The organism is Burkholderia sp. 4M9327F10, assembly GCF_005503145.1.
Taxonomy (GTDB): Bacteria; Pseudomonadota; Gammaproteobacteria; order Burkholderiales; family Burkholderiaceae; genus Paraburkholderia.
This window is the reverse complement of sequence record NZ_SCNV01000011.1, coordinates 1-12,763: the sequence shown is the minus strand read 5'-3', so window position 1 is coordinate 12,763 and position 12,763 is coordinate 1. Positions and strand designations below refer to the sequence as shown.

General features: G+C 63.1%; 11 protein-coding genes. 1 reads left to right on the top strand and 10 read right to left on the bottom strand.

Annotated elements, in window-relative coordinates; all coding sequences use genetic code 11:
• Positions 1-115: 115 nt before the first annotated feature.
• From FFS45_RS13135 to tssD, 6 genes are all read right to left on the bottom strand, one after another.
• A complete protein-coding gene (locus FFS45_RS13135; protein WP_137955077.1) occupies positions 116-1,108 on the bottom strand; it encodes a sugar-binding protein in 993 nt (330 codons plus the stop codon).
• A gap of 181 nt (positions 1,109-1,289) precedes the next feature.
• Positions 1,290-2,315: an ABC transporter permease gene (locus tag FFS45_RS13130; protein WP_249362770.1), complete on the bottom strand. Its 1,026-nt coding sequence runs from the start codon at positions 2,313-2,315 to the stop codon at positions 1,290-1,292.
• 26 nt (positions 2,316-2,341) lie between these two features.
• Positions 2,342-3,082, bottom strand: a complete 741-nt coding sequence (locus FFS45_RS13125; protein ID WP_137955076.1) for an ATP-binding cassette domain-containing protein — start codon at positions 3,080-3,082, stop codon at positions 2,342-2,344.
• 133 nt (positions 3,083-3,215) lie between these two features.
• Positions 3,216-3,485, bottom strand: a complete 270-nt coding sequence (locus tag FFS45_RS13120; protein WP_137955075.1) for a hypothetical protein — start codon at positions 3,483-3,485, stop codon at positions 3,216-3,218.
• Positions 3,466-3,984, bottom strand: coding sequence for a DUF2778 domain-containing protein (locus FFS45_RS13115; protein WP_137955074.1), 519 nt, complete (start codon positions 3,982-3,984; stop codon positions 3,466-3,468). Before FFS45_RS13115 ends, FFS45_RS13120 begins: the two co-directional genes overlap by 20 nt.
• A gap of 18 nt (positions 3,985-4,002) precedes the next feature.
• Positions 4,003-4,485: a type VI secretion system tube protein TssD gene (gene tssD, locus FFS45_RS13110; RefSeq protein ID WP_137955073.1), complete on the bottom strand. Its 483-nt coding sequence runs from the start codon at positions 4,483-4,485 to the stop codon at positions 4,003-4,005.
• Between the two features lie 827 nt (positions 4,486-5,312).
• Between tssD and FFS45_RS13105 the strand changes: the two genes are divergently transcribed.
• Complete coding sequence (locus FFS45_RS13105; RefSeq protein WP_137955205.1) at positions 5,313-6,410, top strand: peptidoglycan DD-metalloendopeptidase family protein; 1,098 nt, start codon at positions 5,313-5,315, stop codon at positions 6,408-6,410.
• Between the two features lie 195 nt (positions 6,411-6,605).
• Here FFS45_RS13105 and prpF read toward each other — a convergent pair whose 3' ends face one another.
• The 4 genes from prpF to prpB form a co-directional block, all read right to left on the bottom strand.
• The gene (gene prpF / locus FFS45_RS13100) at positions 6,606-7,796 is read right to left on the bottom strand and encodes a 2-methylaconitate cis-trans isomerase PrpF (RefSeq protein ID WP_137955072.1); all 1,191 of its coding nucleotides are present in this window, start codon (positions 7,794-7,796) and stop codon (positions 6,606-6,608) included.
• A gap of 107 nt (positions 7,797-7,903) precedes the next feature.
• The gene (gene acnD, locus FFS45_RS13095) at positions 7,904-10,501 is read right to left on the bottom strand and encodes a Fe/S-dependent 2-methylisocitrate dehydratase AcnD (RefSeq protein ID WP_137955071.1); all 2,598 of its coding nucleotides are present in this window, start codon (positions 10,499-10,501) and stop codon (positions 7,904-7,906) included.
• Between the two features lie 110 nt (positions 10,502-10,611).
• Positions 10,612-11,778 carry a 2-methylcitrate synthase gene (gene prpC / locus FFS45_RS13090; protein ID WP_137955070.1) on the bottom strand — a complete coding sequence of 389 codons (1,167 nt, stop codon included), beginning with the start codon at positions 11,776-11,778 and terminating at the stop codon, positions 10,612-10,614.
• A gap of 30 nt (positions 11,779-11,808) precedes the next feature.
• A complete protein-coding gene (gene prpB, locus FFS45_RS13085) occupies positions 11,809-12,702 on the bottom strand; it encodes a methylisocitrate lyase (protein WP_137955069.1) in 894 nt (297 codons plus the stop codon).
• Positions 12,703-12,763 lie beyond the last annotated feature (61 nt).

Genomic DNA, 12,763 nt, shown 5'->3' with positions numbered 1-12,763 from the left:
ACGCGCCGCTTCTTCAACGAGGAAGGAGCCGGGTCAGGGCTGACCCGGCTTCCGCTCGCTTCCACCCGGTCCTCACAATGGCCGCATCTATCCTTGAAATGGGGCCTCGCGGCCTTCAATGCTTGAGGCAGGTGTCGGCGTTCTTCCACGTGCAGGTGTCAAGGCCGGTGTGAATAACCGTTGGCACCGTCTTGCCTGCCGCGAGGTCACGCATGACCATGGCTGCCCGGTAGCCCATTTCCTCCGGCCGCTGACCGACAAGCACATTGACCTTGTGGTCCTTCAGCGCTTGCAGCTCCGGCCCGAGCGTATCGGCCGAGACGATCACGAACTTGCCGCTATTGATCTTGTCCATGATCGGCGCGACCACCTGCGAATAGGCCTGCGGCGCAAACAGCGGCCAGCCACCCTCCAGCACGAAGGCATCGAGACCGGTGGGGTTGGCCGTGAGCGTGTCCTGCATCATCTGGTTCGCCTTGGCGGCGTCGTCGTTCACATAGAGCGGGCAGGCGCTGATCTCATGCCAGCCGTTTTCGCCGTCGAGCTTCGTGATTCCCTTCTTGCCTGAGAGCACGTCGCGCGTACCCTGGGCGCGTTGATTGATATTCTCTGCTGCGGGGTTGCCCATCACGAGGCAGATGTTGCCGCCCTTGGGCATCAGCAGTTTCAACTGCTCGCCGAGCTTGACGCCCAGATCATAGTTGTCGGTGCCGACGTAGCTCTTGCGTAGCGATGCGTCCTTCGGCAGCAGATCGGCGTCCGCGGTAATGACGGGGATCGTCACACTGCGGCGGCGCAACTCTTCCGCCACGGCCGGCGCGTTCGCGGGCGAAATCGCAATTGCCGCCACACCCTTGGTCAGCAGGTCGTCGATGATCTGCACTTCGGCGCTTTCGTCCGCCGCCGTCGCGGGGCCGGTGTAGTAGCAGGTATAGCCCTGCTTGCTGAGCTCCTTGTTGGCCCGGTCGCATCCCTGATGCATGAGGTCGAAGTAGGGGTTGTCGAGCCCCTTCACGACCAGCGCCAGGGTCTTGTCGGCTGCGAATGTGGGGCTGGCCAGCATGGCAAGCGCTCCTGTCGCAGCAAGACACATCAATATCTTCTTCATTGTTGCCTCCTGTGTCCTCCTCGCACGATTGTCGGAATAATCGCAAGGAAAGGCCGCATGCGAGTTTCGACCTCCCCGCGGAATCTCGCGATCCTGTGACACCTGCGCCCGGCAGTTCCGCGCCTTGTCCGGACGCCCCCGGCGCACCGGCCGCAGCGCAGCCGATGCGCCTGAAGACAGTTCAATCTTCTTGCCGCTCGCCGCCGAGCCGGTTGAAAAGCACAGCGACGATGATGAAGGCGCCCACCACCGTTCCTTGCCAGAACGAATCGACGCCGAGCAGGATCAGGCTGTTGCGGATGACTTCGATCAGCGCGGCGCCGACGACGGTCCCAAAGGCGCTGCCGATACCGCCCATCAGATTGGTGCCGCCGATCACGGTCGCTGCGATCACACGCAGTTCGTCGCCCGTGCCGAGGCCTGTCGTCACCGCACCGAGCCAGCCGACTTCGAGGATCGCCGCGACGCCCGCCATCAGTCCGGCGAGCACATAGACCGAGCAGATGATGCGGCGCACCGGAACGCCGGTGAGATTGGCCGCATGACGGTTGCCGCCGACCGCGAAGACGTAGCGGCCCCAGCGCGTCCACGTGAACGCGAACCAGAACAGCAGGGCGAGCACAACGAGGAACCACACCGGATTCGCGACGCCGAGCGTCTTGCCGCCGCCGAGCGCAAGCAGCTTGCTGCCGTCGGGACCGAAATCGAAAATGGTCCGGCTGCCGGAGAACACCAGCGCGAGGCTTCGGCCCATGCTCAGCATGCCGAGCGTCACAACGAACGGCTGCATGTCGAGATAGGCGATCAGCAGACCGTTCACGAGGCCGACGAGCCCCGCGGTCAGGAGTCCCATACCGATGCCGGCCCAGATCGGATAGCCGGCATTCATGACCACCGAGAGGACGATGCCGGAGAGGCCGATTGTCGAGCCGACCGAGATATCGATGCCGCCGGTGACGATCACGGCCATCATCCCAAGCGCGACGATGGCGACGAAGGCAAAGTTGCGCGTGACGTTGAAAAGATTTTGCTGCGTCGCAAAGGTGGAGGTGACGAACGACAGCAGGATGCAGGCGACGACCGTTGCCAGCACGACCCAGAACACCTGGCTGGCGAGAAGTCCCGTCCAGCGGGTATGAGTCTTCGCGGCTTGCGGACTATCGAGCAACGCCGGGATTGAGGTGGGGCGTTCCTGCTGATCGTTCAATTTCGGGACTCCCGTGCGAGTCAGGTTCAGGCGGTGGCGATGGCTCCGGTAATGAGGCCGGTGACTTCCTCCGGAGAAGACGCTTCGGTCTTCTTGTCCGCGACCTTGTGCCCGCGCCGCATGACGACCACGCGGTGGGCGACGGCAAAAACGTCCGGCATGCGGTGGCTGATGAGAATGACCGCGATGCCATGGTCGGAAAGGCGCTGGATAAGGTCGAGCACTTCCGCCACTTGGCGCACGCTGATCGCGGCCGTTGGCTCGTCCATGATGACGAGCCGCGCCTCGGACAGACGCGTGCGGGCGATTGCCACTGCCTGCCGCTGTCCGCCCGACATCTGCCGCACCAGATCGAGGGGGCGCGTCTCGGACTTGAGCTGCCTGAAGAGCTCGCCGGCGCGCCGGTTCATGGCGGCGTGATCGAGAATGCGGATGGGCCCGAAGCCGATTCGTGGCTCACGGCCGAGAAATACATTGGCGGCCGCCGTCAGGTTGTCGCAAAGCGCGAGGTCCTGGTAGACGACTTCAATCCCTTGAGCGCGGGCGTCAACCGGCTTGCTGAAATGCACCGGATTGCCGTCAATGAAGATTTCGCCGTGCGAGGGAGGAAAGTTGCCGGCAATTACCTTGACCAGCGTCGATTTTCCGGCACCGTTGTCGCCCATGAGTCCCACCACCTGGCCCGGCTCCAGACTGAACGTCACGTCGTTCAGGGCGCGGATGGCGCCGAAGTGTTTGGAAACGTCTCTGAGTTCCAGAAGACTCATGGATTGTCGCGTTCGCTCCAGTGGAGCCGCCCATTTTTTGTCGGCCGGGCGACGTGCTGACTAGCTTTTTGTATAGCACAAAGGGGTTTTTTGGCAAGCCAACCTGCAAACGTCTCGCAAGTCACGCGGGTTTTCATCGGGTGAGACGTCGCCCCGCGAGAAACCGCCATAGCCTCAATACCAGGACGTAAGCCGCGATGCTCGCGATGAGCTCGATCATGAGCATGACCGGAATATAGAGGTCATCCGGGTCCCGAATTCCGAGACGGTTCGCTGCCGAGAGCCACGCGTCGAGCTGGCTTTCCGGCATGCGGACAGGGTAAGTATGGACGTAACGGATCGAGAGGAAAAACAGGCCGACGAAGAGGAGCGTTTTCCCTAACCTACGGGCAAGTATCGCCATATGTGATTACCTCGATAGTGCCATAGGCGCGTAATCCCGAGTTGCGGGCTGGTATGGTCGGCGCGTGCAGCAAGGCTTGCCGGATCTTTTCAAAATCGGTATAGCTCGTCAGGGTGATACAGCCAAGCGAAATGCCGCGCCCGCCGGCTGGGTGCAGCCGGAATTGTCCGCGCTGCACACCCTTGACCCAAGTGTAATCGTCGATTTTCCCGCCGTCCCGATAGAGGGCGAACCACTCCGAATGATGGGATGGCGCGCCGGTAATGCTGTTCCACGCGTCCTTTGTGGCAGCCCATGCCTGCGAGCCGAGACCTCCCTCGGGCCGGTCGACGATCCAGTATCGTCCCGCTGGAATCGGACCATTGTCGGGGACGGCAGTACAGCCACCGCGGTTACGATAAATTCCATTGCCCGAAAATGCCATGAAAGTGCCGACACCGTACATGGTCAACGGCGAGAGAGGCGCATTGTTCACGAGAAATTTGCCTTGCAGAGCCATGAGCGTATCTCCCGGCGGTTAACGCTCAGTCCATGCGTCGGAATATTTGATATTGCCGTCCGTATAGTGCCAGGTAATACCCTCGTACATCATCGAAACGGATTCGACATGGTTGAGCGCCGCCGCCAGAGCGAGCTTCGTATTTGCCATACCGGGATTCATGCCGGCGATTTTGACGCCCTCCATAAGCATGATGAAATACACCTCTTCCTTTCCGGCGTCGTTAATGCGATACCATTTGATTTCTGCCGATTTAAGCGTTTGCCCTTTTGATACCGCCTTGTAGAGGTAAGGGCTGGCCGCGTCGAATTCCTTTTCAAACGCTATCGCCGAGTGTATGCGGGAGCCCGTAATTTTCCCGGTGAGGCCGTCGACCGGCAGGTTGACGCCATGACTGAAGCTGATGATTTCTATGCTTCCCTCGCGGCCCGTTACCGTTGATGAGCCTTTAATATCGGCACCGCCATCGTCTTTTAACCACATGTGCGCGGGAATCGGCATGACTCAAATCTCCGTTGGCTATTGATGGATCGTTGAGGAGTCCACAATCTGACATGCCACAAGTCCATTCATCGCTTCTACCGGAGGCGTTATCGGGGCGCAATGGAAGCCTTGCCCCGTTTTTTGACGTGGAACAAACTTTCGCGAAGTTTTGAAGGGTGGCAATGGCGTGTCATGACGGGCGTATCCTGGCGCGGTGCGGTGGCGGTGGCACGTTCGGACGCTACCCTTGGACGACACACATTCGGGCGCGCGATCCACTTTGGTTCGAAATCAGATCCAGCCACCCTCGCGGCGCTCGACAGCTTGCAAGAGCAGGCGAGTCTGTTTGCCTGGCGTCAGAAGCGTGGTGCTATCGGCGACTGGGTCGAAGCGCGGAAGCGCGCCCACTGTACCAGGCGGCGGGCGGGGCCCCGAGCATGCGTGAAACGGCGAGAGAGCAGGTCCCTCTGACCCCAGCACCCTACATGACCCCATCATTCAAGTTTTGTGACAATTTGCCGTTAAGGCAAACGTTATCGCGCGCCACATTCCGCGATACCGATCGTAAGGATTTGTATCAGTGTGTTCGGACGGCTCGTCTTTTGTCCAAGACATTTTACAATTCCGCTTGCATATTAACCGTCTATCTGGCCCTTTTTGCGGTAGAACACCTCATTTTTGAGATATTTGCCGCACAAAGCGTTGGGTGGCAGGCGGGGCACGGGTGATAGCCGCAACGAGGCGGCTCTTTCGTGTCGCGAGATCGCAGCGCTTCGCATGAATGCGCATCGGACGCGACGCGGAAACACTCGGGCTCGCCAGAAACAAGGCAGGAGTCGAATTTGTTGAGAAGTCGTTTCGACAAAACCATGATGGCCAGCGTCGCGGGCGTCTGCGTCGCAGTAGCGATGAGTGGTTGTGTGAATCAGGGGCAACCCGGTCAGCAGGCGGCTGTGGCGGCCTCCGCAGTCCCCGCGGCATCGGCCGCAGCCGCGGCGGCGGCAGCATCGGATGCGGCGGCGACGGCGTCGCAGCAGGCCTCCGCGGCGGTGAGCGCGGCCAAGCTGAAGGCGGCGCAGCCGCTCGTGTATCGCGTCAGACGCGGCGATACGCTGAGCCGCATCGCGCAGCATCACCACTGTAGCGTCCAGAATCTGCTGGCGTGGAACCATCTGAAGCCGTCCACACGGCTGAAGCTGGGACAGGCGCTGCATGTCGCCTCGCCTGAGGCGGTGAAGGAAGCCAACGCAGCAGCAGCGGCCGCAGTCGCCGCTCAGGCTGCAGCGGCAGACGCTGCGGCCAAGGCCGCGGCAGCGGCTAAGGTGGCGGCAGCCGCGGCGGCGGGAGCGAGTTCGGCGGCAAGCGCTTCCGCAAACGCGGCGGCAAGCAATTCCGCAAATGCGGCGGCAAGCCCGGCCGTGGCTGCGTCGGCGGCAGCCGCAGCCTCAGCCTCAGCCAATCCGGCAGCCGCTTCGGCCGCCTCCGTGGCTTCCGCACCCTCAACCGATGCCCCCGCACCCAGTGCCGCCGAAACGCGCCAGGTCGACGCCGAGATGTCGCGTCACGCCAAGCGTGTCGTGCTGGCGTGGCCGGCGCAGGGTAATGTGGTCGAGGGATTCCAGCCGGGGGCGACGCGCGGCATCGAGATTGGCGGCAAGCCGGGCGATCCGGTGCGCGCAGCGGCTGACGGCAAGGTCATGTATGCAGGCACCGGGCTCAACGAATACGGCAGCCTCATCATCGTCCAGCACAACAAGGATTTTCTGACCGCGTATTCGCACAACCGCAAGCTGCTGGTCAAGACCGGCGATATCGTGCGGCAAGGGCAGCAAATCGCGGAGATGGGCGACGAAAACAACTCCCGCGTCTCGGTGCTGTTCGAGGTGCGCCGCGACGGCAAGCCGGTCGATCCGATGCCGTATCTGCCGCCAAGGCAGGGTTGAGCTTGCGCGTGGGGCAGGGTGTGCCGCAGTTCTTGCGGGCCACCGGCCGCGGGCGGCGGGCGTTGGATGGCTGACGCCTACGCCCGATTCCCGACCTGAGGCTTCCGACCCGGGGCTCAACGCCCAAGGCCCGCATAAAGCACTAGCCCCGGAGCTTAAGCATCCGGGGCTAGTGCTTCGTCACACGTATCGGTCTTAGAACGTATCGCCAGGCACCCGCACCCAGCCTTCCATCAGTACCCGCGCGCTGCGGCTCATGATGGCCTTCTTTACGACCCACTCGCCATCCACCTTGCTGGCTTGCGCGCCCACGCGCAGCGTGCCCGACGGGTGGCCGAAGCGCACCGCCTGCCGTTCGCCACCGCCGGCGGCGAGATTCACCAGCGTGCCCGGAATCGCGGCCGCCGTGCCGATGGCAACCGCAGCCGTGCCCATCATGGCGTGGTGCAATTTGCCCATGGACATGGCGCGCACCAGCAGATCGACATCGCCCGCGGCGACCGGCTTGCCGCTCGAAGCCACATACCCGGTCGGCCGCGCGACAAACGCGACCTTCGGCGTATGCTGGCGCGTGGCGATTTCGCCGATATCCTTGATCAGGCCCATGCGCAGGGCGCCGTGCGCGCGAATCGTCTCGAACTTCGCCAGCGCCTTGTCGTCGCTGTTGATCGCGTCCTGCAGTTCGGTGCCTTTATAACCAATCGCTTCGGCATCGACGAAAATCGTCGGAATGCCGGCATTGATCATGGTGGCCTTCAACGTGCCGACGCCCGGCACTTCGAGGTCGTCGATCAGGTTGCCGGTCGGGAACATCGCACCGCCTGCGCCGTCTTCTTCCGCGGCCGGGTCCATAAACTCGAGCTGCACCTCGGCGGCGGGGAAGGTCACGCCATCCAGTTCGAAATCGCCGGTTTCCTGCACCGCGCCATTTGTAATGGGCACGTGTCCGATGATGGTCTTGCCGATATTGGCTTGCCAGATCCGCACGGTGGCCACGCCGTTGTGCGGAACACGGCTCGGGTCCACCAGGCCGGCGCTGATGGCGAACGGTCCGACGGCGGCGGAGAGATTGCCGCAGTTGCCGCTCCAGTCGACAAACGCCTTGTCGATCGACACCTGGCCGAACAGGTAGTCGACGTCGTGATCGGGCCTGCTGCTCTTTGCGACGATCACGGTCTTGCTCGTGCTCGACGTTGCGCCGCCCATGCCGTCAATCTGTTTGCCGTAAGGGTCCGGGCTGCCGATCACGCGCAGCAAAAGCGCATCGCGCGCCGCGCCCGGCGCCTGCGCGGCTTCGGGCAGATCCTGGAGGCGAAAGAACACGCCTTTGCTGGTGCCGCCACGCATGTAAGTGGCGGGAATCCTGATCTGGGGTACGTGTGCCATTGCGTAGTTGTCCTGTCAAGACGCGGGCGGTACGTTGCCGCACCGCCCGCGTATCATCCGCGTATCAAGCGCGACGCACATCATGCCGTGCGTCGGCGTTCCTGTCCTCAGGCAGCGGCCTGCGACGATTCAAGAAAGTCCTGTGCAAAACGTTGCAGCACGCCACCGGCTTCGTAGATCGACACTTCTTCCGCCGTATCGAGACGGCACGTCACCGGCACCTCCACGCGCTCGCCGTTCCTGCGATGGATCACCAGCGTGAGATCGGCACGCGGCGTGCGCTCGCCGATCACATCGAAGGTTTCGGTGCCGTCGATGCCAAGCGTCAGGCGGTTTACCCCCGGCTTGAATTCGAGCGGCAGCACACCCATGCCCACCAGGTTGGTGCGGTGAATCCGCTCGAATCCTTCGGCGACGATCGCCTCCGCGCCGGCGAGGCGCACACCCTTCGCGGCCCAGTCGCGCGACGAACCCTGGCCGTAGTCGGCTCCGGCAATCACGATCAGCGGCTGTTTGCGCTCCATATAGGTTTCGATCGCTTCCCACATGCGCGTGACCTTGCCCTCAGGCTCGATGCGAGCCAGGGAACCGGCCTTCACCTTGCCGTCTTCGAGCACCATCTCGTTCTTCAACGTCGGGTTGGCGAAGGTGGCGCGCTGCGCGGTCAGGTGATCGCCGCGGTGGGTCGCGTACGAGTTGAAGTCTTCCTCCGGCAAGCCCATTTTTGCCAGGTACTCGCCGGAGGCGCTATCCGGCAGGATCGCGTTGGACGGCGACAGGTGGTCGGTGGTGATGTTGTCACCAAGCACCGCGAGCGGGCGCATGCCCGCAAGCGTGCGCTCGCCGGCCAGCGCGCCTTCCCAGTAGGGCGGGCGGCGGATGTATGTGCTCATCGGACGCCAGTCGTACAGCGGGTTGGCGCGCTCGCCGGTGTCGGCCGTGACCGCGAACATCGGTTCGTACACCTTGCGGAATTGCTCCGGCTTTACGCTCGATGCGAAGATCTCGTCGATTTCCGCGTCGGACGGCCAGATGTCCTTGAGCATCACGGGATTGCCGGCGGCATCGGTACCCAGAACATCCTTTTCGATGTCGAAGCGGATCGTGCCGGCAATCGCATAAGCCACGACCAGCGGCGGCGAGGCGAGGAAGGCCTGCTTCGCATACGGGTGAATCCGGCCGTCGAAATTGCGGTTGCCCGACAGCACGGCGGTCGCGTACAGATCGCGCTCGACGACTTCCTTCTGGATCACGGGATCGAGCGCACCCGACATGCCGTTGCACGACGTGCAGGCATACGCGACCACGCCAAAGCCAAGCTGCTCCAGTTCGGGCAGCAGCTTCGCTTCTTCGAGGTACAAGGTGACGGCTTTCGATCCCGGCGCGAGCGAGCTTTTCACCCACGGCTTGCGGGTCAGGCCGCGTTGGTTGGCGTTGCGCGCGAGCAGCCCCGCGGCAATCATGTTGCGCGGATTATTGGTGTTGGTGCAACTTGTGATGGCCGCGATAATCACCGCGCCGTCGGGCATCAGGCCCGGCTCGTTTTCAACCTTGCCGCTGACGCCGCGTGCGGCGAGTTCCGACACCGGCAAACGGCGATGCGGGTTCGACGGGCCCGCGAGCGTGCGCACCACGCTCGACAGGTCGAACTTCAGCACGCGCTCGTATTGCGCGTTTCTCAGGCTGTCGGCCCACAGGCCGGTTTCCTTCGCGTACGTCTCCACCAGCTTGACGAGTTCGTCGTCGCGGCCGGTGAGCTTGAGATACTTGATGGTCTGCTCGTCGATATAGAACATCGCGGCGGTCGCACCAAATTCCGGCGCCATGTTGGCGATGGTGGCGCGGTCGCCCAGCGTCAGCTTTGCTGTGCCTTCGCCGTAAAACTCCAGATAGGCGCCGACCACCTTCTCCTTGCGCAGGAATTCCGTCAACGACAACACCACGTCCGTCGCCGTGATCCCCGGGCCCGGCTTGCCGCTGAGTTCTACCCCCACGATATCCGGCAGGCGCATATACGAAGCGCGCCCCAGCATCACGCTTTCCGCTTCGAGACCGCCCACGCCGATTGCGATCACCCCGAGCGCGTCCACCATCGGCGTGTGCGAATCGGTGCCGACCAGCGTATCCGGAAACGCGACGCCGTCTTTCACCTGCACCACCGGGCTCATCCGCTCCAGGTTGATCTGATGCAGGATGCCGTTGCCGGGCGGAATCACGTCGACGTTCTTGAACGCTTTCTTGGTCCAGTTGATGAAGTCGAAGCGGTCCTCGTTGCGCCGGTCTTCAATCGCGCGGTTCTTGTCGAACGCATCCTGATCGAAGCCGCCGCACTCGACGGCGAGCGAGTGATCCACCACCAGTTGCGTCGGCACGACCGGATTGACCAGCGCCGGGTCGCCGCCTTGCGCGGCGATTGCATCGCGCAGGCCCGCTAGGTCGACGAGCGCGGTCTGGCCGAGAATGTCGTGGCAGACCACGCGCGCCGGGAACCACGGAAAGTCGAGCTCGCGCTTGCGTTCGATGATCTGCCTGAGCGAGGCATCCAGCGCCTCCGGGTCGCAACGGCGCACGAGGTTTTCGGCCAGCACGCGCGAGGTGTACGGCAGCGTGTCATAGGCGCCCGGCTGGATTGCCTCGACCGCCGCGCGCGTGTCGAAGAAGTCCAGCTTGGTGCCTGGCAGGGGTTTGCGGTTTGCAGTGTTCATACCGTGGGGGGAATAAGAATGTAGTGCTCAGGGGGGAGTCTTGCCGGACGTCGCAGGACATAACAGGACGTCACCAGCAATTATCCCCCTTTCCCGATCAGCGTTTCCGGTCAGCGTTTCGCGATCGGCACGAACTTCAGGTTGTCCGGGCCGGTGTAATTCGCGCTCGGCCGGATGATCTTGTTGTCGATGCGCTGCTCGATGATATGCGCGCTCCAGCCCGCCGTACGGGCAATCACGAAGAGCGGCGTGAACATCGCCGTCGGCACGCCCATCATGTGGTACGACACCGCGCTGAACCAGTCCAGGTTCGGGAACATCTTCTTGGCGTCCCACATCACGCTTTCGAGCCGCTCGGCAATCTCGAACAGCTTCGTACTGCCGGCTTCCTTCGAGAGCTTCTTCGCCACTTCCTTGATCACCTTGTTGCGCGGGTCGGAGATCGTGTACACCGGGTGGCCGAAGCCGATCACCACTTCCTTCGCCTCGACGCGGCGGCGGATGTCGGCTTCCGCCTCATCCGGGCTTGGGTAGCGCGACTGGACCTCGAACGCCACCTCGTTGGCGCCGCCGTGCTTCGGGCCGCGCAGCGCGCCGATCGCGCCGGTGAGCGCCGAGTAGATGTCCGAGCCCGTGCCGGCGATCACGCGGCCGGTGAAGGTCGAGGCGTTGAACTCGTGTTCCGCGTACAGGTTCAGCGACGTGTGCATCGCCTCGACCCACGACTTCGACGGCTCCACGCCGTGCAGGAGATGCAGGAAATGGCCGCCGATCGAATCGTCGTCGGTCTCCACCTCGATGCGCTTGCCGTTGTGCGAGTAGTGGTACCAGTACAGCAGCATCGAGCCGAGCGAGGCCATCAGCCGGTCGGCGATATCGCGCGCGCCGGGCAGGTTGTGGTCGTCCTTCTCGGGCAGCACGGTGCCGAGCACCGAGACGCCGGTGCGCATCACGTCCATCGGGTGAGCGGCGGCCGGAATCCATTCCAGCGCGGCCTTGACGTTGGCGGGCAGGCCGCGCAGCGCCTTCAGCTTCGTCTTGTAGGCGGTCAGTTCAGCCTGGGTGGGCAGCTTTTCGTGCACCAGCAGGTAGGCGATCTCTTCGAATTCACAGGTGCTGGCGATATCGAGGATGTCGTAGCCGCGGTAATGCAGGTCATTGCCGGTCTTACCGACCGTGCACAGGGCGGTGTTGCCGGCCGTCACGCCCGACAGCGCCACGGACTTCTTCGGCTTGAATGCGCCGGCTGCCGGCGTGCTGTTATCTGCTTCGCTCATGGTGTCGTCCTCTTACTCCTGGATGCGGGTTTATTTGTTTGCGGCGAACAGGGCGTCGAGTTTTTCCTCGTACGCGTGATAGCCGAGATACTTGTACAGGTCGGCGCGCGTCTGCATGGTTTCGACGGCGGCCTTTTGCGTGCCGTCGCGCTTGACCGTCTCATAGAAATTGAGCGCCGCGGCGTTCATGGCGCGATACGCACCGCAGCAGTACAGCGCGATATCGACGTTGGCTTCGCGCAGCTCGGTGGTGGTGAAGAACGGCGTGGAACCGAATTCGGTCAGGTTGGCGAGAATCGGCACCTTGACGGCGGCCTTGAAGCGGCGGTAGTCGTCGAGCGATTGCATCGCTTCCGGGAAAATCATGTCCGCGCCGGCTTCCACATAGGCCACCGCGCGTTCGATGGCGGAGTCGATGCCTTCGGCCGCGGCTGCATCGGTGCGCGCCATGATGACGAACTGGTCGTCGGTGCGGGCGTCCACGGCGGCCTTCACGCGGTCCACCATCTCTTCTTTCGCGACCACTTCCTTACCCGGACGGTGCCCGCAGCGCTTTTGTCCGACCTGGTCTTCGAGGTGAACCGCGGCGACGCCGGCCTTGATGAACGAACGTATCGTGCGCGCGATATTGAATGCGCCGCCCCAACCGGTGTCGATATCGACCAGCAGCGGCAGGCCGGTGGCGTCGGTGATGCGGCGGGCGTCGATCAGCACGTCGTCCATGGTGCTGATGCCGAGGTCGGGGATGCCGAGCGAATTGGCGGCGACGCCGCCGCCCGACAGGTAGACCGCCTTGAAGCCGACGGCCTCGGCCATTTTCGCCGCGTAGGCGGTAATGGCGCCGACGACCTGCAGCGGTTGTCCTTCTGCGACTGCCGTGCGGAATTTCGCGCCGGCGCTGACTGGCTGTTTTGCTGAGCTCACGTGTGTCTCCCGGTGATATTGGGACACTGTAGTGCAAGGAGCGGGCCAGTGTGGGGGCGGG

Bases quoted from the DNA above. Each gene is read 5' to 3' on its own strand.
- FFS45_RS13135 (WP_137955077.1), bottom strand. From the start codon at position 1,108: ATGAAGAAGATATTGATGTGTCTTGCTGCGACAGGAGCGCTTGCCATG.
- FFS45_RS13125 (WP_137955076.1), bottom strand. From the start codon at position 3,082: ATGAGTCTTCTGGAACTCAGAGACGTTTCCAAACACTTCGGCGCCATC.
- FFS45_RS13120 (WP_137955075.1), bottom strand. From the start codon at position 3,485: ATGGCGATACTTGCCCGTAGGTTAGGGAAAACGCTCCTCTTCGTCGGC.
- FFS45_RS13115 (WP_137955074.1), bottom strand. From the start codon at position 3,984: ATGGCTCTGCAAGGCAAATTTCTCGTGAACAATGCGCCTCTCTCGCCG.
- tssD (WP_137955073.1), bottom strand. From the start codon at position 4,485: ATGCCGATTCCCGCGCACATGTGGTTAAAAGACGATGGCGGTGCCGAT.
- prpF (WP_137955072.1), bottom strand. From the start codon at position 7,796: ATGGCACACGTACCCCAGATCAGGATTCCCGCCACTTACATGCGTGGC.
- acnD (WP_137955071.1), bottom strand. From the start codon at position 10,501: ATGAACACTGCAAACCGCAAACCCCTGCCAGGCACCAAGCTGGACTTC.
- prpC (WP_137955070.1), bottom strand. From the start codon at position 11,778: ATGAGCGAAGCAGATAACAGCACGCCGGCAGCCGGCGCATTCAAGCCG.